We start from the raw sequence: 25,399 nt of genomic DNA, 5'->3' as shown, positions 1-25,399 counted from the left end.
GTGCGGTGGTGCGGTGGTGCGGGGGGCGCGCGGGGGTCGGACCGCTCGCCCCGGTCAGACGGTGCGGCGGCGCAGGACGAGCAGGGTGACCGCGAGGAGGAGGACGGCGCCGCCCGTGTAGAGGGCCGAGTCGATCCACTGGAACGTCCAGAAATCGCTGCTGGGGTAGACCTTGTGGTAGCGGGCGACGAAGCCGTGCTCGGCCATGCACTGCCGCAGTTCCTCACCGGAGTACTGGCAGACGTTCCGGATGGAGTGCTCGCGCCCGTCGGGCGTCAGGTAGCCGAACTCCCCCGTGGACCAGGCGCTGCCGACCTGCTGCTTGGGCGTCATGCCGGGGGTGATCCTGGTCTGCGGATCGATCCAGCTGCTGCGGAAGTACCTCACGAACACCAGGGCCGTGCCGATGCCGGCGAGGGTGACCGCCATCGCCGGCAGGACCCGGCGCACCAGCAGGCCCGCGAGGGCGCCGCCGGTGAGGGCGAAGAAGGCGCAGGCCACGGAGGCGGGGCCGGTGGCGTTGTAGATGGCGGCATCGTGCCAGTAGGGGCCGTCGAGGGTGTTGGCGATGGGCGCCCACCACCAGGCGACGAGGCCCGCGACCAGGACGGATGCGAGCAGGGTGAACAGGGCGGCGAGGCCGAAGCGGGCGGCGAACCAGGCCCGCAGGCCCACGCCCTGGGTCCGGGCCAGCTTGAAGGTGCCGGTCTCCAGCTCGCGGCCGATGAGCGGGGCGCCCCAGAACACACCGATGAGCGCGGGCAGCACCAGGCCGAGGGCGCCGAGCACGCGGATGCCCGAGGAGTTGGGGTACATGATGTCGGCGGTGGCGACGCTCTCGCAGCCGCCGTTCCAGCCGGGGCACGGAACCCAGCCCGCCGCGTCGATCAGCGACATCATCTCGGAACGCCGCCACACCACCACGCCCGTCACGGCGAGCAGCAGGGCGGCTCCGGTCAGGATCATCAGGCGCTGCTGGCGCCAGGCCAGCCACAGGACTCCCTTCACGCGGCGGCCTCCGTCCCGGCGGCGGGGCGGGTGGCGGCGGCGCGGTCGGCGCGCAGATGTGCGAGCAAGAGGGTTTCCAGGGAGGGGGTTTCGGTGATCCAGCGCGCGTCGGCGCCCGGGAGGGGCGGGGCGCCCGCGGGATGGCGGACGAGGGCGGTGACCTGTCGGCCGCCGACGGCGGCGTGCACGACGGCGCTACGGTCGAAGCCGCGGGGCAGGCCGTCGCTCTCCATCGGATCGGCGCGGCCGGTGATCAGGGTGTGCCCGTCGCAGAGGTCCTGGATGTCGCCGGCCAGCCGGGCCGTGCCGCCCTGGAGCAGCAGTACGTGGTCGCAGACGTCCTCCAGTTCGGCGACGACGTGCGAGGACATCACGATGCTGGTGCCCCGCTCGGCCGCCTCCGCCATCAGCAGGGCGGTCACCTCGTGCCGGGCCAGGGGGTCGAGGTCGGCCAGCGGCTCGTCGAGGAGCAGCAGGTCGGCGCGCTTGCCGAGGACGAGGGCCAGGGCGACCCGGGTCCGGCTGCCGCCGGAGAGCGAACCGACCCGCGCGTGGAAGGGGATGTCCCCGGCGCGTACGAGGCGTTCGGCGGCGGCCTGGTCCCAGCGGCCCGGGTTGAGCTCGCGGCCGTAGCGCAGGGTGTCGGCGACGGTGAAGCGGGCGTGCAGCGGCTTCTCCTGCGCCAGGAAAGCGGTGCGCAGGCGGGCCCGCGCGGTGCCGGGTACCTCGTCGAAGACGCGTATCGCACCGCTGGTGGGGTGCAGGAGCCCGGACGCGAGGTGGAGCAGGGTGCTCTTTCCCGCGCCGTTGGGGCCGACGAGCGCGGTGACGCGTCCGGCGGGCAGTTCGACGTCGAAGCCGCGCAGGGCGTGGCGGCCGGCGAACTGCCGTCCGAGCCGCGTCGCCTTCAGGGCTGGAGCGTGGGTCGGATCGCTCACGCCGTTTCCTCTCTGGGCTGTCCGGGTCCGGGCCCGGATGTGGTGCTGAAGCTTTCGTCCACGGCGGCCGCGATGAGCGCCGTGATGTCCTCCCGGCCCAGGCCGGCTTCGCGGGCCCGTTCCATCCAGGCGGCGAGGTCCAGGCGCAGCGGCGAGTCGGCCGCGGTCTGGGGGTGGGAGAGCGAGCGCCGTACGAAGGTGCCCGCGCCGGGACGCGGTTCGACGAGGCCCTCGCGCTCCAGTTCCCGGTACGCCTTGAGGACGGTGTTCGGGTTGATGGCGGTGGCCGCGACCACCTCGCGGGCCGTCGGCAGCCGGTCGCCCGGTTCGAGTACGCCGAGCCGCAGCGCCTGTTTCACCTGGGTGACGAGCTGCAGATAGGTGGCGACGCCGCTGCGTCGGTCGATTCGGAACTCCATGCCCTCCACCTCATTCCACTAACACGTTAGTGGAATAGTGCAGAGTGTGTGCGGGCACGTCAAACCGGCGGAGTATGACCGAACCGTCACAGCACCGGCCGGGGGGAACGCGCGGGGCGTACCCGGCATCTAGGTGAACGGCGGGCCGCACGACGGACCCTGCCGATGGACCAGGCGAGAACCGGCGGGGCCGGAGCGAGTAGCAAGGTGGGGCGCGGGATGAAGGCGGAATCGGTGTCGGGCGGGGAACTGACGGGGCGTGACCCGGAGGAGCCCGCCCGCGCGGACGGCGGGACCGGGGTCGGGGACGGGGAGCCGGGGTCGGCCGCGGAGTCCGACGGCGGGGACGGGATCGGCGGGGCCGTTCCGGCCGGGGGTGAAGCTGAGGTCGAGGGTGAGACCGGAGCACCCGCGGCGCGGGACGGGGCCCCGGACGAGCCTTCGGTGACGGAGGCGGAGCCCGTCGGGGACGCCCCGGACGACGAGCGGCCCTCCGCCGATGCCGTGGAGGACGGGACCGAGCCGCCCACGGACGACCCCGAACCCCCCGCCCCCGGCCAGGACGACGAACCCCGCCCGGCCGAACCGGCCCCCTCCCGCGAGGACACCGCCGCCACGCGGGACGGGGAGGACGCCGCCGCCTCAGCGGACGACGAGACCACCACTCCCGCCCAGGAGGACGAACCGACCCCGGCCGAGACCGGGACGGGTCCCTCCGCACGGGATCAGGACGCCGCCGCCGAGGCGCCGGAGGCGGAGGACGACGAGGCCCCGGCCGAGCCCCGGGCACACACCGCCGCACCGGAACAGGCCCCGGACGACGCCGACGCACCCGAAGCCGAGGACAAGGAAGCCCCGGCCGAGGCCCAGGCGAGCTCCGCCGCACCGGAGGAGGACGACGCCGACGCCGCCGCGCCGGAGCAGGACCCGGACGAGGCCGACGCAACCGGGTCCGAGAGCGGGGAGGGGCCGGCCGAGGCCGACGTGCCGGAGGCCGAGGCCGAGGAGCGGGACGCCGAGCGGACCAGTACGTTCCGCGCGCTCAAGGACCTCGGGCGGCCCACCGCGGAACCGGCCCCGGCCCCGGCCCCGGAGCCCCCGGTGGTCGAGGCGACGCGGGAGTCGCCGTTGCCCCCGCTGGAGCTGCTGGCCGAGCTGACCAACACCGCTCCCCCGCCGGAGACCCCGCGCCGCACCCTCACGCGCCGCGTCAAGGTGTGGACGCCGATCGTGCTGCTGCTCGCCGGCGCCGTCGCCGGTGTCCAGTTGCTGCGGCCCCTCCCCGATCCGCAGCTGGTGGGCGCACAGGACACGTACACCCTGGACGGCGCGACCCCGATCCCCTGGCCGGCCAAGGGTCAGGCCGCCGTCCGCATCCCGGGTTCCGGCGACATCGGCACCTTCGGGGAGCAGAAGCCCATGCCGACCGCGAGCGTGGCCAAGGTGATGACGGCGTACGTCATCCTCAGGGACCACCCGCTGCTCAAGAACGAGCCGGGCCCGCGCATCACGATCGATGCCAAGGCCGTGGCGGACGGCGCCTCGGAGCACGAGTCCCGCATCGAGAGTCTCACCGAGGGCGCCACGTTCAGCCAGCTGGACATGCTGAAGATGATGATGATCCCCTCGGCGAACAACATCTCCCGCCTGCTGGCCCGTTGGGACACCGGCACCGATTCCGAGGCCGCCTTCGTCGCGAAGATGAACGCCGCCGCGAAGGAACTCGGGATGGACGACACCACGTACACGGACCCGAGCGGTCTGGACGCCGGCACCGTCAGCACCGCCGCCGACCAGCTCAAGCTCGCGGAGGCGGTGATGCGGGAGGAGGCGTTCCGTGCGGTCGTCGCCCTCCCGAGCGCCACCATCGAGGGGCTGCCCGGGCCCATCATCAACAACAACGACCTGCTCCTCGCTCCCGGCCTGAGCTTCAAGGGCATCAAGACCGGCTCCAGCACCCCCGCCGGCGGCACCCTGATGTGGGCCGCGTACAAGACGATCGGCGAGGACACCCAGCTGGTCCTCGGCACGATGATGGACCAGCACGTGGACGGCCCGGACCCGGACGGCGCGAACAGCCTGAAGCTGGTGAAGGAGAACAGCCGCAAGGTCCTCGAGGCCGTCCGGACGGCGCTCGGATCGACCCTGGTGGTCCGCAAGGGGCAGGTCGTCGGTCACGTCTCCGACGGACTGGGCGGGCGGACCCCGCTCGTGGCGACGAGGGACCTCTCGGTGATCGGCGTACCGGGCCAGAAGCTGCGGTTCTCCGTCGGCGCGCGCCCGGGTGCGAAGGGGGACCCGGTGCCGCACGAGGCGAAGGCGGGTACCCAGGTCGGCGTCCTGACCGTCGGCACCGCGGCCGGTGGGCAGAGCGTGCCGGTCGCGGTGGGCAAGCCCCTGAAGGAGCCGTCGTTCGTGGCCAGGGTGACGCGCGGCTCGTAAGGTGCCGGCGGCCCGGCCGGAGCGAAGGGCTCCGGCCTGGCCGGCGGCGGTGTCAGGCGCCCGGCGGGGCTTCAGGCGCGGGCGACGCGGAGCACGGTCTTGCCGAGGTGGCCGCGCCGCTCCAGGCCTTCGTGGGCCTCGGCGGCCCGCTCCAGCGGCAGGACGGTCTCGACGGGGATCCGGTAGGTGCCGGCCGCCACGCCTTCGGCGATCGCGCGCAGGTCGGGGCGCGGGTCGTAGCCGTGCTCCATGAGGTTCGTGAGCTGGAATCCCTGGACGGAGGCGTTCTTCGGGTAGAAGTCGCGCGTGTCCACGAGGCTGGGCTCCAGTGCCACGTTGGCCAGGGCGACCACCCGTCCGGCGTACCCGACGGCGCGCAGGCTCTGTGCGAAGACGGCGCCGCCCACCGCGTCCAGGACCACTTCGGGGCCGTGTCCGCCGGTCAGCCGCCGGACCTCCTCCACCCAGCCCTCGCCGGGGTGCTCGGAGGTGTCCACGACGGCGTCGGCGCCCAGTTCCGTCACCCAGGCGGCCTTGTGCCGCGAGCTCGTAACAGCGACGACCCGCGCGCCGGCGGCGGCCGCGATCTGGACGGCCGCGCTGCCCACCCCGCTGGCGGCGGCGTGCACCACGACGGTCTCGTCCTTGGCGAGCCGTGCCAGGGTCCGCAGCGTGTACCGGGCCGTGAGCCAGGCCACCGGCAGTGCGGCGGCGTGCGTGAGGTCGACCCCGTCGGGCAGTACGGCCACCCGTGCGGCGGGAACGGCGGCGAGTTCGGCGTAGAAGCCGGGCTCGTTCGCCGCGCCGATCGCCACGACCCGCTGCCCGGGGCGGATCCCGCTCACTCCGGGACCGACGGCCAGCACCGTCCCGGAGGCCTCGAGGCCGGGGAGCAGCGGGGGGCGTCCGGCGCGGTGGTAGGAGCCGGAGCGGGTGAGGGCGTCGGCGCGGTTCACGCCGGCCGCCGCGACCCGTACGAGTACTTCGCCGGGGCCTGCCTGCGGGTCCGGCAGTTCCACCGGGACCAGGACCTCGGGTCCTCCGAAAGCTTCGATGCGTACCGCTCGCACGATCCGTCCGCCCCTCATCCAGTCGACACCGGTTGAACCGGTTGAACAGGTGTCACCTTGCGACACCCGCTGAACCGGTGTCAAGCGGTAGGCTCGGAGGATGACTCCCGCCGGCCGGCCCGCACCGCACCCCGATCCCCTGATGGCGTTCCCCTTCATCGGCGGGCGGCTGTGCCTGAACTTCGCCGCCACGCTCGGCAAGCGGCACACCTCTCCCGTCGAGCGCCTGGCCACTCCCGCCGACCTCGGCCGCTGGTTCGCCGAGGCGGGCCTGGTGACGGGCGGGGAGCCGGACGGGGGCGGACCGTCCGGCGCGCCGCGCGTCACCGCCGGACAGCTGGCCTCCGCCCGCGCCCTGCGGGAGTCCCTCTACGCACTCCTGTCGGCGGCGCGCGAGGGACGCGGACCGGAGCCCGAGGACCTGCTACGGGTCAACGCGGCGGCGGCCCGGCCCGACCTCGCCCCCCAGCTGGGACCGGCGCCCTCCGCCGTGACCTGGTCCGGCGGTTCGACGGCGGCGGCCCTGTCCACCGTGGCCCGGGACGCGGTCCTGCTGGCGGGCGGCCCGCTGGTGGGGCGGGTCAAGGAGTGCGAGAACCCCGAGTGTTCGCTGCTGTTCCTCGACGACTCCCAGGCGCGGCGGCGCCGTTGGTGCTCGATGGACCGGTGCGGCAACCGCGCGAAGATCGCCGGGTACCGCTCCCGCACGCGCGGCTGACCGGGCTGGCCCCAGGCCCCAGGCCCCAGGCCCCAGGGATCGCGTCAGGGGAGCGGCAAGGATGGCCGGATCCGGGTGGCCGTGGGTGAACACAGGGCTACGGGCTGGTAACTTGCGCGAGTTGATCAAGGCCGGGCCCGGTTCGCGGTGCGCCCGGCCCGAGCCACCCCCATCCAAGGAACCACATTGGCACGCACCGTCCGCACGGCGGCCCTCGCTTTCGCGCTCTCCCTCGCCTCCCTCCCGGCCGCCGCCGTCCCGGCGTTCGCCGACTCGCCCACCCCGCACCTCGACTCCGTCGAGCAGGCCCTGCGTCAGGTGTCCCCGGGGCTGGAGGGCTCGGTCTGGGAGCGCACCGCCGGCAACCGCCTCGGCGCTTCCACCCCCGGCGGCGCCGACTGGCTGCTGCAGACGCCCGGTTGCTGGGGCGACCCCGCCTGCACCGACCGGCCCGGCTCGCGCCGGCTGCTGGACAAGACGCGCGAGGACATCGCCCAGGCTCGGCAGACCGTGGACATATCCACCCTCGCGCCCTTCCCCAACGGCGGTTTCCAGGACGCGATCGTGGCCGGGCTGAAGGAAGCCGTGCAGAAGGGCAACCGGCTCCAGGTCCGCATCATGGTCGGCGCCGCGCCGATCTACCACGCCAACGTGGTCCCGTCCTCCTACCGCGACGAGCTGGTCGCCAAGCTGGGCCCGGCCGCCGCGAACGTCACCCTCAACGTGGCCTCGATGACGACCTCGAAGACCGCCTTCTCCTGGAACCACTCCAAGCTCGTGGTGGTGGACGGCAGTTCGGTGATCACCGGCGGCATCAACAGCTGGAAGGACGACTACCTCGACACCGCCCACCCGGTCAACGACGTCGACCTCGCGCTGTCCGGCCCGGCGGCGGGCTCCGCCGGCCGCTACCTCGACACGCTGTGGGACTGGACCTGCCGCAACAAGAGCAGCTGGACCAGCGTCTGGTTCGCCTCCTCCAACGGCGCCGGCTGCCTGCCCACCCTGCCCCGGCCCGCCGCCCCGGCGGGCGGCGACGTCCCCGCACTGGCGGTCGGCGGCCTCGGCGTCGGCATCCGGCAGAGCGACCCCTCCTCTGCGTTCCGGCCCGTGCTGCCCACCGCGCCCGACACCAAGTGCGTCGTCGGCGTCCACGACAACACCAACGCCGACCGGGACTACGACACCGTCAACCCGGAGGAGAGCGCCCTGCGCGCGCTGGTGGCGAGCGCGACCTCGCACATCGAGATCTCCCAGCAGGACATGAACGCCACCTGCCCGCCGCTCCCCCGCTACGACATCCGGCTCTACGACACGCTCGCCGCGAAGCTCGCGGCCGGCGTGAAGGTCCGCATCGTCGTCAGCGACCCGGCCAACCGCGGCGCGGTCGGCAGCGACGGCTACTCCCAGATCAAGTCGCTGTCGGAGGTGAGCGACGTACTGCGCGGCCGCCTCACCGCCCTGACCGGTGACGAGGGCCGCTCGAAGGCGGCGATGTGCCAGGGGCTCCAGCTGGCGACCTTCCGCGCCTCCGACAAGGCGACGTGGGCGGACGGCAAGCCGTACGCCCAGCACCACAAGCTGGTCTCGGTGGACGACTCGGCCTTCTACATCGGCTCGAAGAACCTGTACCCGTCCTGGCTCCAGGACTTCGGCTACGTCGTCGAGAGCCCGGACGCCGCGCGCCAGCTGGCCGGCGGCCTGCTGGCCCCGCAGTGGAAGTACTCGCAGGCGACCGCGACGTACGACTGGACGCGCGGCCTCTGCCAGGCCTGACGGCCCGGCCCGGCCGGGTCAGCGCCTGCGCTGGCCCGGCGGGGTGGCCAGGGCGAGCGCCTCGGAGACCAGGCGGGCTCCCCGGGAGAGGCGGCCGAGCTGCTCCAGCTCGATGGCGTACATCCTGATGGTGTTCTCGATGACGGACTCGGCGACGCCCAGCGGCGGCAGGTCGGCCCGGCTGGTGTGCAGGGCCACGCGTACGGCGCGCATCTCGTGCTGGAGCTGGAGCTGCACATGCCGGGCGAGGAGGGCGTGGTGACGGGTCAGCGTCAGATAGCTGCCGTAGCGGGCCGGGAGGAGCTCGCGCAGCCAGCGGGTCGCGGTGCGTTCCCAGTCGTGCGTGCCGGGGGCCTTGACCTGGAGGGGCCAGTCCGGGCTGCGCGTGAGGGTGGCCGTCTGGGGCATTCTCGTCACTTCCGAGGGGTGTCGAACTCTGATCGAGAGACTGCTTGCGTGAGGGGGGCGGCCTCGGCCCAGGGGTTGACCGAGGCCGCCAGGAGCGCTGCTACGGGGATCCGAAAGCCTGACGCGACACCCGGTCCCGCCGTGAGGAGGATCGGCGTACTGGTGTGTCTGTTCTGGGAGGACGTGGGGAGCGCCCTTCCTGGCATTCCGACGGATCCGAGCGCCGCCGTCAGTAAACATATATACCGTCGAGTACGCAAGGGTATGAAAAATTTCATGCACCTCCGGGCCGTGAACATCCCCTTGCCGAAACGGGTGGAAAGCGGCCGCTAGAGGAAGAATCCGTGCTGGTCGGCGACCTGCTCGTACTGTTCGAGCCGGGCCTGGGTCCGCTCGGGGTCGGCGTCGGCCATCGCCTGGAGCAGGGCCGCCGAGAGCATGCCCGGGGCCGCGTAGGAGTCGAAGACCAGCCGCGATCCGGTGCCGGCCATCAGGACCACCTCGGCCTCGTCGACCATCGGGCCGACGGTGGGGTCCGTGATCAGCACGACGCGCAGGCCGGTGCTGCGGGCCGCCCGCAGGGCCGCCAGGGTCTCCTTGGCGTGCCGCGGCATGGCGAAGGCCAGCACCCACTCCCCGCCCGCCGCCCGCGACTGCAGGAGGGCGTCGTAGGCCACGCTGCCGCCCCGGGTCACCAGCCGGACGTCGGGGTGGATGCGGCGGGCCGCGTACGCGAAGTACTCGGCGAGGGAGACCGAGATGCGCAGGCCCAGCACGGTCAGCGGGACCGAGTGGGCCAGGCTGCGGCCGATGGCCAGGACCTGGTTGGTGTCGGCGAGGAGCCGGCGGACGTTCTCCAGGTTCTCGATCTCGGCGTCGACGGCGGCCTGGAGCTCGTTGTGGCGGATCTGCTCCCTGCTGTCCGGGGTGCCGGCGACCGCGCTGAGCGCGATGGGCTGGAGGACGTCGCGCAGGGCCGGGTAGCCGCTGAAGCCGAGGGAGGCGGCGAACCGGGTCACCGAGGGCTGGCTCACGCCGACCCGCTCGGCGAGCTCGGTGATCGAGAGGAAGGCGGCCTCGGTCAGGTGATCGATCAGGTACTGGGCGATCCGCCGCTGGCCCGGTGAGAGGCGGCGGCCGTCGAAGAGCGCCAGGAGACGGTCGGCCGGCGGCCTGACCTGCTCCGGTGCGGTCCCGGTCGGCGTGATCGCGGCCGCCTGCGCGCGTGCCTGCTGCCCCGATGACACCGGAGGGCCTCCTTCTCACGTCACTCGTGTTCCAACATAGCCCACTCTCCGTGGTCGGTGATCATTTGCCCGTGACGCCGCCGCGCCCGGCGGGCGCGGCGGCATGCGCTCAGACCTGGGGCCCGGACCGCACGGGGCGGCCCCTGCCCCGGGTGAGGTGGTGGCCGAAGATGCCCGCGAGCGCCGCGAGCACCCCGCCGGCGGCCGTCCAGACCCAGCGGTCGGACCACCAGCCGCCGGACCAGCCGTCCTCGGGGGCGCGGGCGGCCCGCTGCTCCTCCGACGCGCCGGCGATCCCGGGCACGAGCGGTTCGGCGAGGGAGGCGTCCACGGCCTGCGCGCCGCCCGCGTCCTTCACGTCCGCCTCGACCTGCGCCCGTACGGGCAGGCCGAGGTCCTCCTCGTGGGCACCGGCCACCGTCAGGCGGACGTAGTAGCTGCCCGGGAGGGGGTCGTTGGCCCACGGCTCGGCGCCGGAGCGGACCGTGCGCAGGGTGCAGGCGAGGTCCACCGTGGCCGCCTCCTTGGCGGCGGCCGCGCTCTGGGTCCCGTAGGCACAGGACTGGCGGCGGCGCAGACCGTCGTACACGTCCAGCTGCCAGGTCTGCGACCCGTGCCGGGCGGCGGACGCGGGAAGGGTCACGGCGGCCCGTACGGTGATCCGCTCGCCCGTGTCGGCGGGGAGCACCCAGTACAGGTAGTCACCCGTGGAGGCGGAGGCCGTGGCCTTCTGGCCCGGCCGGAAGGCGGTCGCCGTACGGAAGTTGGTGCCGGCCTCGGTCGGGCCGGAGCCGTCCTTGCCGGCGCTCGGGGTGGGGCTCGGGGCCGCGGCGGCGGAGGCCGCCGGGGCGAGGAGGGCGGTCGCCGCCAGCAGGGCGGCGGTCAGGGTGCGTACGGTACGCATCAGTTGGTCCTCCAGACGGAGATGCGCCAGCGCGAGATCCAGCCCCAGACCAGACCCGCCAGGAGACCCGCGAGGGTCAGCGCGGCCAGCAGCCACCAGCCGCGGCCGAGGCCGAAGGAGGCCACGTCGGAACCACTGTCCGGGCCGTCGACCAGGTCGACCGTCAGCTCGACGGGCATGCCGGGGGTGGTCTTGACCGTCGGGCCGGCCGCGAAGGAGTTGCTGACCTGGAGGCAGACGGTCTCGGCGGGCTCGGTGGCGGAGTCACCGGCGCCGTCGCTCTCGCCCTTCGGGTAGCGCAGGCCGGTGGAGATCACGTCGGTGCGGCCGTCGCCGGCCTCGGAGCCGCGGACGATCTCCCGGCCGTGGACGGTGGTGGCCCGCAGGAGGACGCCGTAGTCGTTGTTGACGGCACGGTCGGCGCCGATGCTGACCGAGGCGCGCAGTTCCTGCCCGGGGCGGACGTCGACCCGGTACCAGCGGTGCTCGCCGAAGGTCTCGCGGTCGCTGTACAGGCCGGCCTTCAGCTGCGGGGCGTTCTCGCAGCTCTTGGCGCCCTCGGTGGCCACCGGGGTGACGACGGGGTCGGCGGCCCGGTCGACGAGCTGTCTGACCCTGCCGGAGAGTTCGGCGGTGTGCTGCACGGAGGTGTAGGTGCCTCCGGTGGCCTCCGCGATGCAGGTCAGCTGGGCTCGCGTCTTGGCGTCGGGGACCAGGCCGAGGGTGTCCACGACGAGGTGGATGCCCTTGGCCGCGATGTCACGGGCCACTTCGCACGGGTCGAGCGGGGCGCAGGTGTCCTCGCCGTCGGTGATGAGGACGATCCTGCGGGTGGCGTTGCCGCCCTCCAGGTCCTGGGCCGCGCCGAGCAGGGCGGGGCCGATCGGCGTCCAGCCCGTGGGGGCGAGGGTGGCGACGGCGGTCTTCGCCTCGGTCCGGTTCACGGCGCCGACGGGGTAGAGCTGGGCGGTGTCCTTGCAGCCGAGGTTGCGGTCCTCGCCGGGGTAGGTGGCGCCCAGCGTCCTTATGCCCAGGCGCACTTCGTCGGGCACCGCGTCCAGGACCTCGTTGAAGGCCTGCTTGGCGGCGGCCATCCGGGACTGGCCGTCGATGTCGGTGGCGCGCATCGAGCCGCTGACGTCGAGGACCAGCTCGACCTTCGGGGGCTCCTTCGCGGGTCCGTCGGCAGCGGCGGCGGTCGCCGGGAGCAACCCCGCGGTCAAGGCGACGAGCAGGCCGCAGGCCCCGGCCGCCAGTCGTTTTCTTGTGATCATCGCCGGATCGTATTGAGGATCCGGCACCAATCCAAAACGGGCTCCGACGGCCCGCGTTCGCCGGGGCGACGGGCGCGGCCGGGGGCGGCGGGGGCCGTCGGACGACCTGCCGCTACCAGCGCACGGGAAGCCGGGTCACCCCGCGCATGAGGGTGCCCGCCAGCCACTGCGGCGGTCCGCCCGCCGGGTCGGGCGCCAGGTCCGGGAAGCGTTCCAGCAGGCCGCGCAGGGCGATCCGGCCCTCCATCCGGGCCAGCGGGGCGCCGATGCAGAAGTGCAGGCCGTGCCCGAAGGCGAGGTGGCCCTGGGGGGCGCGGCGGATGTCGAACACGTCGGGCTCGGCGAAGCGGGCCGGGTCCCGGTCGGCTCCGGCCAGCGAGACGATGACCACGGAGCCGGAGGGGATGACCACGCCGCCGAGTTCCACGTCGGCGGCGCTGTAGCGGTAGGTGGCGTTCTGGACGGGCCCGTCGTAGCGGAGCATCTCCTCGACGGCGCCGCCGAGCAGGCCGTCGTAGTCGGCGCGCAGCGCGGCCAGTTGGTCCGGGTGCGCGAGGAGGGCCCGTACGCCGTTGGAGATCAGGTTGACGGTGGTCTCGTGCCCGGCGATCAGCAGCAGGAAGGCCATGCCGATCAGTTCCTCGGGGGACAGCGAGTCGCCGTCCTCGTCGCGGGTCCGGATCAGCGCGCTGAGCAGGTCCTCGCCGGGGGCGGCGGCCTTGGCCCGGACGAGTTCCTCCAGGTAGGCGGTCAGCTGCCGTTGGGCCTCGCCGCTCATGTCGGGGGACTGGGAGGCGACGACCAGGGTGGACCAGTGGTGGAAGCGCTCGCGGTCCAGGTCGGGGACGCCGAGCAGCTCGCAGATCACCGTCATCGGGAGGGGGAAGGCGAGGGCCTCGATGAGGTCGGCCGAACGCCCGGGGCGGGCGGCCATCGCGTCCAGCAGCTCGTCGGTGACCTGCTGGACGCGCGGGCGCATGGCCTCCACCCGGCGGGTGGTGAACTCCCGGGCGATCAGGCGGCGCAGGCGGGTGTGGTGGGGCGGGTCGGATTCGAGCATGGTGGAGTTGCCCGCCATGGACTCCATGCCGGCGTACGGGCCGGCGGTGCGCCAGTCCTTCACCAACGCGGGGTGCGTCAAGGCCTGGCGGGCCTCGTCGTGGCCGACGACGAGCCAGTGGGGCTCGTCGTCGGGGCCGACGCCGACGACCCGGTGGACCGGGCCGGTCGCGCGCAGCGCCGCGTAGGAGGAGTACGGATCGGCGGAGAAATCGTGGCCGCTGGAGGTGATGTCGACTACAGGCATCTCGTCACGGTACGACGGGCCGCGACGGAGGGAGCCGAAGCATTCCGGCCACGCGCGCATGCGGTGGCCGGAGTGCGCCGGGTCAGCCGGCGAGGCCCTCGGGGAGCCGGCCGGTGTGGACCACCGCGAGGTGCTGGGTGGCGCGGGTGAGGGAGACGTAGAGGTCGCTCGGCCGCAGGTCCGCGGGCTCGGCCACGATCACGGTGTCGAACTCCAGGCCCTTGGCCCCGCGCGGGTCCAGCAGGACCACCGGCCGGGTGAGGTCCGGCTCCTCCCCCGCCCTTGTGCCGGGCAGGAATTCGGCCAGTTCCGGGTGCAGGGAGCGGGGGGCGATCACCGCGAGCCGGCCCTCCGCGGGGGTCGCCGCGCGCACCTCCTCGGCGACGGCCGCGGCGAGGTCCCGGGCCTCCCGCACCCGGGGCCGTACACCGGTGGACCGGACCGAGCGCGGGGGTTCGAAACCGGGCCGGTGGGCGCGCAGGACGGCGGCCGCGAGTTCCATCATCTCTGCGGGCGTCCGGTAGTTCACTTCGAGCCGTACTCGATCCCAGCGGCTGCCGACGTACGGTTCGAGGATCTGCTCCCACGCGCCGCAGCCCGCCTCGTCGCCGGTCTGGGCGGGGTCGCCGACCAGGGTCATCGAGCGGGTGGGGCAGCGGCGCATGAGCAGGCGCCAGGCCATCTCGGACAGTTCCTGGGCCTCGTCCACGATGACGTGCCCGAAGGCCCAGGTGCGGTCGGCGGCGGCGCGTTCGGCCGCCGTGCGGTGGTCGGCCTCCTCGTGCCGCTCCGCCATGCGTTCCGCGTCGATGACGTCGTGGGCGGCGAGGTACTCGTTCTCGGCGTCCTCGAACTCGTAGGAGTCCGAGCCCTGGGAGAGGTCCAGGACGCCCTGGGCGTAGGCGACGCGTTCGAGGCGGTCGCGTTCGGCCTCGGCCCGTTCGGCGCTGTCGTCGACGCCGAGGAGTTCGGCGGCCTCGTCCAGCAGCGGCACGTCCGCCGGGGTCCACTCGCCGCCGGTGCGCCGCACGAGCGCGGCGTCCTCCTCGGGGAGGTGGGTGGGGTCGGCGAGGAAGCCGGTGATCAGCTGCTGGGGTGTGAGGTGCGGCCAGAGGGTGTCGATCGCGGCGTGGACGGTGGCGCTGGTCGCGATCTCCTTGCCGAGCAGCGCGACGTCGTCCGGACCCAGGAGGGAGGGGCCGCCGTACGGGTCGGCGCCGAGCCGGTCGGCGAGCTGCGCGGTGAGGGCGTCGATGACGGCGAACGCGAAGTAGGGGCGGGCCAAGTTGTGGGGCAGGCCGGTGGCGCGGGCCCGGTCGCGGGCCGCGTGGGCCATGGTGCGGTCCAGCAGGAGGGTGCCGTAGTCGTCGTGGTCGATCTCCAGGGCCGGTTCGGGGACCCTCTCGTCGTCCTCGCCGATGCCGGCGGGGAGTTCCTCGGGCAGGGTCTGCCGGTCGCGGACGACCTGGGCGAGGACCTCGGCCATGGCCGCGCGGCCCTTGACCGCGGCGGCTCCGGGGCGGTCGGTGCCGGTGGCGTGGATGCCGGGGAAGAGGTCGCCGGGGGCGGCGAGGAGGACTCCGGTCTCGCCGAGGGAGGGCAGCACCTCGCCGATGTAGCCGAGGAAGGCGGGGTTGGGTCCGACGATCAGGACGCCGCGGCGGGCGAGGAGGTCGCGGTGCGCGTAGAGGAGGTAGGCGGCGCGGTGCAGGGCGACGGCGGTCTTTCCGGTGCCGGGGCCGCCCTCCACGACCAGGACGCCGCGGTGGGGGGAGCGGATGACGCGGTCCTGCTCGGCCTGGATGGTGCGCACGATGTCGTGCATGCGGCCGGTCCGGGCGGCGTCGAGGGCGGCGAGCAGCACGGCGTCCGCGTCGGCACCCTCGTAGCCGGTGCGCTCGGTGTCGGCGAGGTCGAGGATCTCGTCGTGCAGGGCGGTGACCTGCCGGTCCCGGGTGGTGATGTGGCGGCGCCGGCGCAGCCCCATGGGGACGTGGCCCGTGGCGAGGTAGAAGGGGCGGGCGGTCTCGGCGCGCCAGTCGAGGACGAGGGGGGTGCGTTCGCTGTCGTCCTCCCTGATTCCGACGCGGCCGATGTGGTGGTGGCGGCCGTCCGAGAAATCGAGCCTGCCGAAACAGAGACCCTGTTCGGCCGAGTTCAGGGCGGAAAGCAGACCGGACTGTTCGGCGACGAGGACGTCCCGCTCCAGCCGTGCCTGGAATCCGCTCCCGCCCTGGGCCAGAGCCTCGCTGACAGCACGTTCTGCCTGGTCACGCAGGGTTTCCACGCGGGCGTAGAGCCGGGTGACGAATTGCTGCTCGCCCTGAAATTCGCTGTTTGACAATTCCGCTCCCGACGCGATACGATGGCCCTGTAAAGCCTCCTCACGCCCCCATTCATCTAGGCGTGAACCATTAAATATACGCGCGCACCCGCCCTGGACGTCAATTCGTCCGGGGTATTTTTGTGTGCCCGCACCGGGGAATCCGGACGGCCGACGCCCGTACGGGGAACACGCTCGAGCCATATCAAGTGTTTTGTCTATTTTCTCCTAGCATGGGCCCTCCCGTCCGGCGGTCGCCCACCGAGGAGACGCATGCCCCGCGCAGTACACCGGCCCGCCCTCCCCTCCGCCGTCCGCCCGGCCCGCGTGTTCGTCTGCGCGCTGGCCGTCGCGGCGGCCCTGGCCGCCCCGGCCTCGGCGGATCCGGCGGATTCCGCCCCGCGGCCGGCTCCCGCGCACGCGGGCGCCGCAGGCGACGTACGGCCCGACGAGGTGGCCCAGCTCGGCGAGGAGCACGCCCGCGAGCACGCCGGGCGGCGCGGCGCGGCCCACAGCGCCGGGGAGTACCCGCAGGCCACCCGCACCGCGAGCCTGGCGTCCCTGACGCAGTCGCAGGCGCGGGCCAACGCCGCCTTCGCCCCGGCGGTGTCCGGCCGGTTCACGGAGTTCTTCCCCTCCCCCGACTTCGGCGTCCACCTCGCCCAGCTCCCGACCGGCAAGGTGCTGCTCTTCTCCTTCGAGCGGGTCGGCACCGACCCCACCGCGGAGACCGGCCCCACCGACCGGATCGGGAAGACCAACGCGGGCCGGGCCTTCCTGTGGGACCCGGCCCGCGGCACCGGCGCCCGGGCGTTCAAGGAGGTCCGCCCGCCGACGGTACTGATGCCCGACGGTACGTACGCCCCGCGCCCGGCGCCCTTCTTCTGCGCCGGGCACGCCTTCCTGCCCAACGGCATGCTCGCGGTCTTCGGCGGGAACGCGGGCGGCAAGGGCGGCAGCGGCGCCAGGCTGTCCTTCGTCTTCGACCCCTGGACGGAGATGTGGTACCGCAACCGCGACATGTCGGTGGGCCGCTGGTACCCCTCGGCGGTCACCGGGGCGGACGGCCGCCAGATCGTCATGTCCGGCCAGTCGGAACGCGGCACGGGCACCCCGACCCCGGTGGTCGAGCGATTCCCGGCGAAGCGGCTGCCCGTGCCGTGGCGGACGTACGACATCCCCCTGGGCATCGCCTCCGAGCGGTTCGGGGCGGACGCGCCCTTCCGCAACGACTACCCGCACCTCTTCTCGCTGCGGGACGGCATGATCTACGGCCTGGGCCGGGACGCCGACCAGCAGTGGCTGTTCGACCCGGTCGCGGAGACCCGCCGCGACCTGCCCCGGCGGCCCGCCGACTTCCGGGGCTACGGTTCGGCCGTGCCCCTCCCGGCCGGATTCCGGGGCCCGGACTCGGTCCTGGTGCTCGGCGGCGACCCGCGCGACCCGAACACGTACCGGCTCTCGGGCGGACGCTGGACCACCGAGGAACCGCGCGCCTTCGGCCGGACCCAGGACGACACCCTGATCCTGCCCGACGCCACCCTGCTCACGGTCAACGGCGCCCTGGACACCCGGGACTACGGCAACGGCCCCTTCAACCCGAAGGCCGACCTCACGTACCGGCAGACGGAACTGCGCGGCGCCGACGGCCGCTGGCGGCTCGGCCCGGCGCAGCGGCTGCCCCGCGGCTACCACTCCAACGCCCTGGTGCTGCCCGACGGCCGGGTGATGGTGACCGGGGACGAGCTCCAGCAGATCGCCAACGACCCCGACATCCGCGACGCCATGGACGGCAGCGTCGAGCTGTACGAGCCGGCCTATCTGCACCGGGGCGCCCGGCCCGCCCTGGACCGGGTGCCCGGCGGCGAACTCGCCCACGACCGGGCCTTCGAGGTGCGCAGCAGCACCGCCTCCGCCGTACGCCGGGCCGTGCTGCTGGCGCCGACGACGGTGACGCACGCGGTGAACACCAGCCAGCGCCACCTGGACCTGCGGATCACGGGGGTGCGCGGTGACGTGATCGGGCTGCGCACCCCGCCCGGCGCGGCCGACGCGCCGCCCGGGTACTACATGCTGTTCCTGCTGGACGGCCGGGGCGTGCCCAGTACGGCCAAGTGGGTGAAGCTCGGGGTCCGCTAGCCGGCCCAGGCCCAGGCCCAGGCCCAGGCCCGGGCCGCTGCGCCATGTGGCTCAGGAACCGCCCGGATCCCGGGCGTGTCGCACGGATGGGTGTGTGCGGGGCTTCCCCGCACGACAGGCCGGTGGGGGGCTCGTAGCGTCGTCAGCGTCGGGGTCCCCGTGGCCCGGCGAGGTGAACTCTCCTGACGAGAGGCCGAGTCGATGCGAAGTGACGCCCCCATATCCAGCCTGCTCCGGGTCCACCGGGGCACCGCGGAACCCGAGGAGCTCGCCGCCGTCGCGGTGGTGGTCGCCTGCCTCGCCGGCCGGGCCGCCCGCGACGCGACGCGGCCCGCGCGGACCTCGACGGCGCACCACCGCCCCCGCCCGCGCCCGGCCGGCCACGGCTGCTGGTCGGGCTGCTGGGCCTGCCGCTGAGCACGAGGGACGGCCCCTGCCGGCCGGGACGGATCCCGGCCGGCAGGGGCCGTCGTGCGGGGGCGGCCGCCCTCAGGGGGCGGTGGCCGTCACGGCTGCCGCAGCAGCTGCGCCATGGCGTCCCGCAGGGCCGCGCGCGGGTCGGCGGGGACGCCTTCCGCCCGCCAGGCCACGAAGCCGTCGGGGCGCACCAGTACCGCGCCGTCGGCCGGCAGCTCGTGCAGCTCCGTCCAGTCGGCGTCCTCCGGCTGGACCAGGTCGGCGTCCGGTCCGGAGCCCACCGTCCAGGTGTCCAGGTGCGCGCCCAGTTCCCGCGACACCCGGGCCGCGGCCTCGGCCCAGGGCGTGCCCGGGGAGCTGAGCAGCACGAACGAGCGCTCGTAGAGGTCGAGGGTGGAGATCCGCTCCCCCGCCCGGGTCAGCCACATGTGCGGGGCGCGGGTGCCGACGTCGCCCTGGAGGCGCATCTCCTGGGGGATGACCGGCCGGGAGGGGTCGCCGCCGATGACCGCGCCGCTCGGGTAGCAGTAGCCCATGGCCGTGGTGAGGACGCCGCTGCCGGGGCCGCCGCCCATGGTGGGCGGGGGCACGTACCCGGGGTGGCTGTGTTCGGCCGAACGGGCGGAGGCGCGCGCGGCCGTGGCGAGGGCCACGGGGAGCCGTTCGGCCTCGTAGGTGTCGAGCAGCCCCGGACCGGCGGACCCGCCGAGCACCGCGGCCACCTTCCAGGCCAGGTTGTGCGCGTCCTGGATGCCGGTGTTGGAGCCGAAGGCGCCGGTGGGGCACATCTCGTGGGCCGCGTCTCCGACCAGGAACACCCGGCCGGCCCGGTACTGGTCCGCGATCCGTTCGGCGGCGTGCCAGGGAGCCTTCCCGCCGACCTCGACGTCCAGGTCGGGCACCCCGATGGCGTTGCGGATGTGGGCGACGCAGCGCTCGTCGGTGAAGTCCTCGAGGGTCTCGCCCGTCTCCGGGTGCCAGGGGGCGTGGAAGACCCACTGGGCCTCGTTGTCCACCGGCAGCAGCGCCCCGTCGGCGCCCGGCTTCATCAGGTAGCAGACGATGAAGCGCAGGTCGCCGAGGAGCCCGGCCAGCCGTTCGGAGCGGAAGACGATGCTCACGTTGTGGAACAGCTCGCCGCTGCCGCTCTGACGGATGCCGAGCGCCTCCCGGACGGGGCTGCGCGGCCCGTCGGCGCCGATCAGGTAGTCCGCCCGTACGGTGAGGTGCTCACCGGTCTCCCGGTTCTTCACCAGGGCGCTGACCCCCTCGGCGTCCTGGTCGAAGCTCATCAGTTCGGTGGAGAACCGTACGTCGGCGCCCTGCGCGTGGCTCTGCGCGGCCAGCAGCGGCTCGATGTTGTTCTGGCTGCACAGGCACCAGCCGGTCGGGCTGAAGCGGCGCAGGGCCCCGCCCGGGTCCACGGCCTTGATCAGCCACTTGTGCTCGCCGCCGATGAGCGCGTCGGTCTGCAGGATGCCCTGGTTGGCCTCCAGGGCGGAGGCTTCCTTGCGGATGGCGGGCTCGGCGCCCGCCATCCGGAACAGTTCCATCGTCCGGGCGTTGATGCCGCGGCCACGGGGGTGCACGGAGGTACCGGAGTGTTTTTCGACCAGCATGTGCCTGATGCCGTGGCGGCTCAGGAACAGCGAGGTGGACAGGCCCACGAGGGAGCCGCCCACGACGAGGACCGGTACGCGAACATCGGCATGCTCTTCCATCAGCTGCTGGCTCCTGTTTCGTGTGGGGGGCAGTGGACGCCTTATGCCCCCGATCGGCCTCGAAGCCCTGGTGATTCGCCTCTTGTCACCCGCTTGATCCGGAGATGTAGCGAGACGCACCCGGGCGGATGACGATGAGCGACAGCGGCGGCCCCTCTCGGCCACGCCGCCCGTCGTTCCCGGCCGCGGGGGCCTTCCAGGCCCCGCACCCCCGGGCAGCCGCCGCCGACCGGCGCACGTGTGAGCGCGTCAGCGCCGGCCTCAGTGCCTTCACGAAGGAGTGAGCAGATGACCACCACCCTGTCGACACGGGTGTCGCAGTCCGCTTTCGACGGCTCCATGCTCCGGGTCGTCCTGCTGATGGACCTGCACGAGGGTGCCCAGCAGCGGTTCTTCGAGGCCTACGAGCAGCTCCGGCACGACATCGCCTCGGTGCCCGGGCACCTGGGCGACCAGCTCTGCCAGTCCTTCGCGAACCCCTCGCAGTGGCTGATCACGAGCGAGTGGGCGAGCGCCCCGCAGTACCTCGCCTGGGTGAACAGCGAGGCGCACGCGGAGCAGGTCCGTCCGCTCGGCGCCTGCGCCCGGGCCATGCGCCCGCTGACCTTCACCGTGCTGCGCGAGACCGGCAAGCGCTACGAGGCCCCGGCCACGGCGCTCGGCGGCCGGCTCCAGCCCTCCCCCCGGCTGGGTGCGGGCATCGTCCGGCACGCGCTGACCTTCACGGTCAAGCCGGGCAGCGAGGGGCGGGTCGCGGAGATCCTGTCCTCCTACTCCTCCCCGGCCGCCCGCGTCGACGACCACACCCGGCTGTGCCGGACCTCCCTGTTCATGCACGGCAACCGGGTGGTGCGGGCGGTGGAGGTGCAGGGCGACCTGACGGCGGCGCTGCGGCACGTGTCGGAGCAGCCGGAGGTGCGCGCCGTGGAGCAGGCCATCAACCCGTACCTGGAGCAGGACCGGGACCTGGGCGACCCCGAGTCGGCCCGGATGTTCTTCATGCGGGCCGCCCTCCCCGCGGTGCACCACGTCGCGGAGCAGGGCGAGCAGCCCGAGGAGGTGCGCCGGCACGCGCTGTTCTACCCGGCGAAGCCCGGCTGCGGGCCGCTCGTGGCGCGTTTCCTGGCCCGCCAGGACGAGGCGGCGGCGAAGCTCCCCACGAGTCCGGTGCTGAGCAGCACCGTCTTCCAGCGCGACGACGTCGTGGTCCGGCTCCTCGACGTGCGCGGGCCGGCCGAGGCCCGCTTCGCCGCCGGGTTCGGCATCGACGGGACCCGCGGCGCGGCTGTGCTGCACCGTCTGCTGGCCGGTGCCCCGTCCGTCGCCGGGCCCGCACCGCACCCCATGGACCTGATCACCGACCGTCGGGCTCCGGCGCAGTCCTGATCCGGAGGGGCCGCGGCACCGCCCCGGCCCCCGCAGCACCCCCCACCACCGGCAGCCCACGTCCAGGCTCCTTGTCCGCAGGAGGAAGTCAGCCATGACCAGACATCACCCGCGCATCGTCGATCTCAGCGAGACCCAGCCCAACCGCAGGCGCGGAGGTGATCTGCGCGCCGTGCTCACCCCGACGTCGGTGGGCTCGACCAGCGGGTTCATGGGCCTGGCGGTGATGGCCCCGGGCGAGTCGATCGCCGAGCACTACCATCCGTACTCCGAGGAGTTCGTGTACGTGGTCAGCGGAAGCCTGGAGGTCGACCTCGACGGCGAGCCGCACCCGCTGCGCACCGACCAGGGGCTGCTGGTCCCGCTGAACGTGCGCCACCGCTTCCGCAACGTCGGTGCGACCGAGGCCCGGATGGTCTTCCACCTGGGTCCGCTGGCCCCCCGTCCGGAACTCGGGCACGTGGACACCGAGGAGGCCCCGAACCCGGAGGCCTCCGGCTGGGCGGAGCGACCGCCCGAGCACACGGGAGCCGTCTCGTGAGCCGCCGGCGGGTGGTCGTCACCGGGGTCGGCGTCGTCGCCCCGGGCGGTATCGGTGCCCCCGCCTTCTGGGACCTGCTGTCCAACGGCCGTACGGCGACCAGGGGCATCACCCTCTTCGACCCGGCCGGGTTCCGCTCCCGGATAGCCGCCGAGGTCGATTTCGACCCGGCCGCGCACGGCCTGGGACCGGACGACACGGCCCGGGCGGACCGCTACATCCAGTTCGCGATGGTCGCCGCCCGGGAGGCGGTGGCCGACTCCGGTCTGGAGATCGACGAGGAGGGCTCCTGGCGTACGGGGGTCTCGCTGGGCACGGCCGTCGGCGGGACCACCCGCCTGGAGCACGACTACGTGGCCGTCAGCCAGCAGGGTGACTGGTGGGACGTCGACCACCGGCTGGCCTCCCCCTTCCTGCACCGGGCGTTCACGCCCGCCACCCTGGCCTCGGCGGTCGCCGAGCAGACGGGTGCGCGCGGGCCGGTGCAGACCGTCTCCACCGGCTGCACCTCCGGGCTCGACGCCGTCGGGTACGCCGTGCACGCCATACAGGAGGGCCGGATGGAGGTGTGCATCGCGGGCGCGTCCGACTCCCCGGTCTCCCCCATCACGGTGGCCTGCTTCGACGCCATCAAGGCGACCTCGGCGAACAACGACGACCCGGAGCACGCTTCCCGGCCCTTCGACGCCGACCGGGACGGCTTCGTGCTCGGCGAGGGCGGCGCCGTCCTCGTCCTGGAGGAGCTGGAGCACGCCCGCGCCCGCGGGGCGACCGTCTACTGCGAGATCGGCGGTTACGCCACCTTCGGCAACGCCCACCACATGACCGGGCTGACCGCCGAGGGGCTGGAGATGGCCCGCGCCATCGAGACGGCCCTGGCGCAGGCCCGTACGGGCGCCGACGAGATCGACTACGTGAACGCGCACGGCTCCGGCACCAAGCAGAACGACCGCCACGAGACGGCGGCCGTCAAGCGGGTGCTCGGGGACCACGCCTACCGGACGCCGATGAGCTCCATCAAGTCGATGGTGGGGCACTCCCTCGGCGCCATCGGGGCGATCGAACTCGCGGCCTGCGTCCTGGCGATGACCCATCACGTGGTACCGCCGACCGCGAACTACGAGACCCCCGACCCCGAATGCGATCTGGACTACGTGCCGCGCACGGCCCGCAGCCACACCCTGCGCAGCGTGCTGTCCGTCGGCAGCGGCTTCGGCGGCTTCCAGTCCGCCGTGGTCCTGACCCAGCCCAAGGAGGTACGCGCGTGAACAGCCGTACTGCCGGCAAGACGGTGGCCGTCACGGGCATCGGGGTCGTCGCGCCCAACGGGATCGGCGCGGACGCCTTCTGGAAGGCGACGCAGGCCGGCGACAGCGTCCTGGACCGGGTGACCCGGCAGGGCTGCGAGCACCTTCCGGTGCGGGTCGCGGGCGAGGTACGGGGCTTCGACCCCGGCGGCCTGGTCGAGGACCGGTTCCTGGTGCAGACCGACCGGTTCAGCCACTACGCGCTGGCCGCGGCCGATCTGGCGCTGGAGCACGCCCGGCTGGGCCGGGCCGACTACGAGGACGACCCGTTCGCGGTGGGCGTGGTCACGGCGGCCGGGTCGGGCGGCGGCGAGTTCGGGCAGCGCGAGCTCCAGCGGCTGTGGGGGCAGGGCCCCCGCTACGTCGGCCCGTACCAGTCGATCGCCTGGTTCTACGCGGCCAGCACCGGCCAGATCTCCATCCGGCGCGGGTTCAAGGGCCCCTGCGGGGTGGTGGCGAGCGACGAGGCGGGCGGGCTGGACGCCTTCGCGCACGCCGCCCGGGGGATCCGGCAGGGCAGCCGGGCCATGCTGGTCGGCGCGACGGAGGCCCCGCTCGCGCCGTACTCCGTGGTCTGCCAGCTGGGTTACGAGGGCCTCAGCACCCGGGACGACCCGGAGCGCGCCTACCGGCCGTTCACCGCGAAGGCCTGCGGCTTCGTCCCGGCCGAGGGCGGTGCGATGTTCACCGTCGAGGACGCGGACGCCGCCGCGCGGCGGGGGGCGCCGATCCGGGCCCTGCTGGCCGGGCACGCGGCGACCTTCACCGGGCCGGCCCGCTGGGACCGGTCCGCGGAGGGCCTGGCGCACGCGATCCGCGGCGCGCTGCGGGAGGCGGGCTGCGCCCCCGAGGAGGTGGACGTGGTGTTCGCCGACGCGCTGGGCACGCCCGAGGCCGACGCGGCCGAGGCGCGGGCCCTGCACGAGGCCCTCGGCGGGCACGCGGCGAAGGTGGCCGTCACGGCTCCCAAGACCGGTACCGGGCGGGCGTACTGCGCGGCCGGCACCCTCGACACGGCCGCGGCGGTCCTGGCCCTGGAGCACGGGGTCGTCCCGCCCACGCCGAACGTCTTCGACGTCTGCCACGACCTCGACCTGGTCACCGGCAGCGCCCGCGTCGCTCCGCTGCGGACCGCGCTCGTCCTGAGCCGGGGCCTGATGGGTTCGAACGCGGCACTCGTCCTGCGCAAAGGGCCCGAATCCCCCGCGTAGGGAGCGGGACCCCGGTGGGGTCAGGACCGCGCGGGCTTCGGCGCGGCCCCCGGAAGCACGAAAGAGAGAAGGCACCATGTCCGACCGACTGACCATGGAAGAGCTGGCGACGCTCATGAAGACCGCCGGCATCACCGTCGACCCCGCCGAGATGGCGAGCCGTCCGGATTCCCAGTTCGACGACTACGGCCTGGACTCGCTGGGCCTGCTCGGCATCGTCGGCGAGCTGGAGAACCGGCGGGGGCGTGCGCTGCCCACCGACGCGGACCGCTGCAAGAGCCCGCGCGAGTTCCTCGACCTCGTCAACAACAGCCTCATGACCGGAGCCTGACATGCCTGGACACACCGACAACGAGATCACCGTCAACGCGCCCGTCGAGCTGGTGTGGGACGTCACCAACGACCTCCCGAACTGGCCGGAGCTGTTCAGCGAGTACGCGTCGATCGAGATCCTCGAGAAGAGCGGGAACACCACGCGCTTCCGGCTGGCGATGCACCCGGACGAGAACGGCGTGGTGTGGAGCTGGGTCTCGGAGCGGACGGTGGACCGCGCGGGCCTCACGGTGAAGGCCCGCCGGGTCGAGACCGGCCCGTTCGCGCACATGGACATCCACTGGGAGTACGGGGAGGCGCCCGGCGGCGGTACCCGGATGCGCTGGGTCCAGGACTTCGCGATGAAGCCGGAGGCGCCGATCGACGACGCGGGGATGACCGACCGCATCAACCACAACTCCCGGATCCAGATGGAACTGATCCGGGACAAGATCGAGAAGCTGGAGCGGGACAAGCGCAAGACCGTGACCGGCCGCCGCTGAACCCTCCCCCCCTCGGCTCCACCGCAGCC

Annotated in this window: 22 protein-coding genes; 11 read left to right on the top strand and 11 right to left on the bottom strand. The window is 73.6% G+C overall.

The annotated features are described in order from the left end of the window. Positions 1 to 54: 54 nt before the first annotated feature. From OOK31_RS15375 to OOK31_RS15365, 3 genes are read right to left on the bottom strand one after another with little or no spacing between them, the layout of a single operon-like run. On the bottom strand, positions 55 to 1,008 hold the full coding sequence (locus tag OOK31_RS15375; protein ID WP_267013079.1) for a transporter: 954 nt from the start codon (positions 1,006 to 1,008) through the stop codon (positions 55 to 57). Next, positions 1,005 to 1,946, bottom strand: a complete 942-nt coding sequence (locus tag OOK31_RS15370; protein ID WP_267013078.1) for an ABC transporter ATP-binding protein — start codon at positions 1,944 to 1,946, stop codon at positions 1,005 to 1,007. The genes OOK31_RS15375 and OOK31_RS15370 overlap by 4 nt, the downstream gene beginning before the upstream one ends. Continuing rightward, entirely contained in the window at positions 1,943 to 2,365 is a 423-nt protein-coding gene (locus OOK31_RS15365) for a GntR family transcriptional regulator (protein WP_267013077.1), read from the bottom strand. Before OOK31_RS15365 ends, OOK31_RS15370 begins: the two co-directional genes overlap by 4 nt. Before the next feature lie 219 nt (positions 2,366 to 2,584). Between OOK31_RS15365 and OOK31_RS15360 the strand changes: the two genes are divergently transcribed. Then, positions 2,585 to 4,807, top strand: a complete 2,223-nt coding sequence (locus OOK31_RS15360) for a D-alanyl-D-alanine carboxypeptidase (protein ID WP_267013076.1) — start codon at positions 2,585 to 2,587, stop codon at positions 4,805 to 4,807. Positions 4,808 to 4,878: 71 nt separating this feature from the next. Here the strand turns inward: OOK31_RS15360 and OOK31_RS15355 are convergent, their stop codons facing one another. Continuing rightward, on the bottom strand, positions 4,879 to 5,877 hold the full coding sequence (locus tag OOK31_RS15355) for a zinc-binding alcohol dehydrogenase family protein (protein ID WP_267013075.1): 999 nt from the start codon (positions 5,875 to 5,877) through the stop codon (positions 4,879 to 4,881). Positions 5,878 to 5,977: 100 nt separating this feature from the next. On the opposite strand from OOK31_RS15355, the gene OOK31_RS15350 reads away from it, so the two are divergent. Further along, positions 5,978 to 6,595 (top strand): ABATE domain-containing protein, encoded by a 618-nt coding sequence (locus OOK31_RS15350; RefSeq protein WP_267013074.1) that lies wholly within the window; start codon positions 5,978 to 5,980, stop codon positions 6,593 to 6,595. 186 nt (positions 6,596 to 6,781) lie between these two features. Beyond that, positions 6,782 to 8,371 (top strand): phospholipase D-like domain-containing protein, encoded by a 1,590-nt coding sequence (locus OOK31_RS15345; RefSeq protein WP_267013073.1) that lies wholly within the window; start codon positions 6,782 to 6,784, stop codon positions 8,369 to 8,371. A gap of 18 nt (positions 8,372 to 8,389) precedes the next feature. On the opposite strand, the gene OOK31_RS15340 is transcribed toward OOK31_RS15345, so the two are convergent. From OOK31_RS15340 to OOK31_RS15315, 6 genes are all read right to left on the bottom strand, one after another. Continuing rightward, a complete protein-coding gene (locus OOK31_RS15340) occupies positions 8,390 to 8,779 on the bottom strand; it encodes a hypothetical protein (protein WP_267013072.1) in 390 nt (129 codons plus the stop codon). Positions 8,780 to 9,108: 329 nt separating this feature from the next. Then, positions 9,109 to 10,026 (bottom strand): MurR/RpiR family transcriptional regulator, encoded by a 918-nt coding sequence (locus OOK31_RS15335; RefSeq protein ID WP_267013071.1) that lies wholly within the window; start codon positions 10,024 to 10,026, stop codon positions 9,109 to 9,111. 109 nt (positions 10,027 to 10,135) lie between these two features. Then, positions 10,136 to 10,930, bottom strand: a complete 795-nt coding sequence (locus OOK31_RS15330) for a hypothetical protein (RefSeq protein ID WP_267013070.1) — start codon at positions 10,928 to 10,930, stop codon at positions 10,136 to 10,138. Further along, positions 10,930 to 12,204 carry a VWA domain-containing protein gene (locus OOK31_RS15325; RefSeq protein ID WP_267013069.1) on the bottom strand — a complete coding sequence of 425 codons (1,275 nt, stop codon included), beginning with the start codon at positions 12,202 to 12,204 and terminating at the stop codon, positions 10,930 to 10,932. The genes OOK31_RS15330 and OOK31_RS15325 overlap by 1 nt, the downstream gene beginning before the upstream one ends. 112 nt (positions 12,205 to 12,316) lie before the next feature. Next, positions 12,317 to 13,510 (bottom strand): cytochrome P450, encoded by a 1,194-nt coding sequence (locus tag OOK31_RS15320; RefSeq protein ID WP_267013068.1) that lies wholly within the window; start codon positions 13,508 to 13,510, stop codon positions 12,317 to 12,319. Positions 13,511 to 13,592: 82 nt separating this feature from the next. Next, entirely contained in the window at positions 13,593 to 15,854 is a 2,262-nt protein-coding gene (locus OOK31_RS15315) for an AAA family ATPase (RefSeq protein WP_267013067.1), read from the bottom strand. 252 nt (positions 15,855 to 16,106) lie between these two features. Here OOK31_RS15315 and OOK31_RS15310 point away from each other — a divergent pair, with 252 nt between their 5' ends. Both OOK31_RS15310 and OOK31_RS15305 read left to right on the top strand, forming a co-directional pair. Further along, the gene (locus tag OOK31_RS15310; RefSeq protein WP_267013066.1) at positions 16,107 to 17,972 is read left to right on the top strand and encodes a glyoxal oxidase; all 1,866 of its coding nucleotides are present in this window, start codon (positions 16,107 to 16,109) and stop codon (positions 17,970 to 17,972) included. Between the two features lie 201 nt (positions 17,973 to 18,173). Further along, positions 18,174 to 18,389 carry an acyl-CoA carboxylase epsilon subunit gene (locus OOK31_RS15305; RefSeq protein WP_267013065.1) on the top strand — a complete coding sequence of 72 codons (216 nt, stop codon included), beginning with the start codon at positions 18,174 to 18,176 and terminating at the stop codon, positions 18,387 to 18,389. A gap of 89 nt (positions 18,390 to 18,478) precedes the next feature. Here the strand turns inward: OOK31_RS15305 and OOK31_RS15300 are convergent, their stop codons facing one another. Beyond that, positions 18,479 to 20,110 carry an FAD-dependent monooxygenase gene (locus OOK31_RS15300; protein WP_267013064.1) on the bottom strand — a complete coding sequence of 544 codons (1,632 nt, stop codon included), beginning with the start codon at positions 20,108 to 20,110 and terminating at the stop codon, positions 18,479 to 18,481. 288 nt (positions 20,111 to 20,398) lie between these two features. Here OOK31_RS15300 and OOK31_RS15295 point away from each other — a divergent pair, with 288 nt between their 5' ends. From OOK31_RS15295 to OOK31_RS15270, 6 genes are all read left to right on the top strand, one after another. Then, a complete protein-coding gene (locus OOK31_RS15295) occupies positions 20,399 to 21,496 on the top strand; it encodes a SchA/CurD-like domain-containing protein (protein WP_267013063.1) in 1,098 nt (365 codons plus the stop codon). A gap of 94 nt (positions 21,497 to 21,590) precedes the next feature. Beyond that, the gene (locus tag OOK31_RS15290; RefSeq protein ID WP_267013062.1) at positions 21,591 to 22,037 is read left to right on the top strand and encodes a cupin domain-containing protein; all 447 of its coding nucleotides are present in this window, start codon (positions 21,591 to 21,593) and stop codon (positions 22,035 to 22,037) included. Beyond that, complete coding sequence (locus OOK31_RS15285) at positions 22,034 to 23,305, top strand: beta-ketoacyl synthase (protein WP_267013061.1); 1,272 nt, start codon at positions 22,034 to 22,036, stop codon at positions 23,303 to 23,305. The genes OOK31_RS15290 and OOK31_RS15285 overlap by 4 nt, the downstream gene beginning before the upstream one ends. Further along, a complete protein-coding gene (locus tag OOK31_RS15280) occupies positions 23,302 to 24,555 on the top strand; it encodes a beta-ketoacyl synthase N-terminal-like domain-containing protein (RefSeq protein ID WP_267013060.1) in 1,254 nt (417 codons plus the stop codon). The genes OOK31_RS15285 and OOK31_RS15280 overlap by 4 nt, the downstream gene beginning before the upstream one ends. Positions 24,556 to 24,631: 76 nt before the next feature. Continuing rightward, positions 24,632 to 24,886: an acyl carrier protein gene (locus OOK31_RS15275; protein ID WP_267013059.1), complete on the top strand. Its 255-nt coding sequence runs from the start codon at positions 24,632 to 24,634 to the stop codon at positions 24,884 to 24,886. A 1-nt stretch (position 24,887) separates the two neighbouring features. Beyond that, on the top strand, positions 24,888 to 25,370 hold the full coding sequence (locus tag OOK31_RS15270) for an SRPBCC family protein (protein WP_267013058.1): 483 nt from the start codon (positions 24,888 to 24,890) through the stop codon (positions 25,368 to 25,370). The last annotated feature ends 29 nt before the right edge of the window (positions 25,371 to 25,399 follow it).

Source organism: Streptomyces sp. NBC_00249 (assembly GCF_026342355.1).
Classification (GTDB): domain Bacteria; phylum Actinomycetota; class Actinomycetes; order Streptomycetales; family Streptomycetaceae; genus Streptomyces.
Note: the sequence above shows the minus strand (reverse complement) of the source record. Positions and strands in the feature narration are given on the sequence as shown.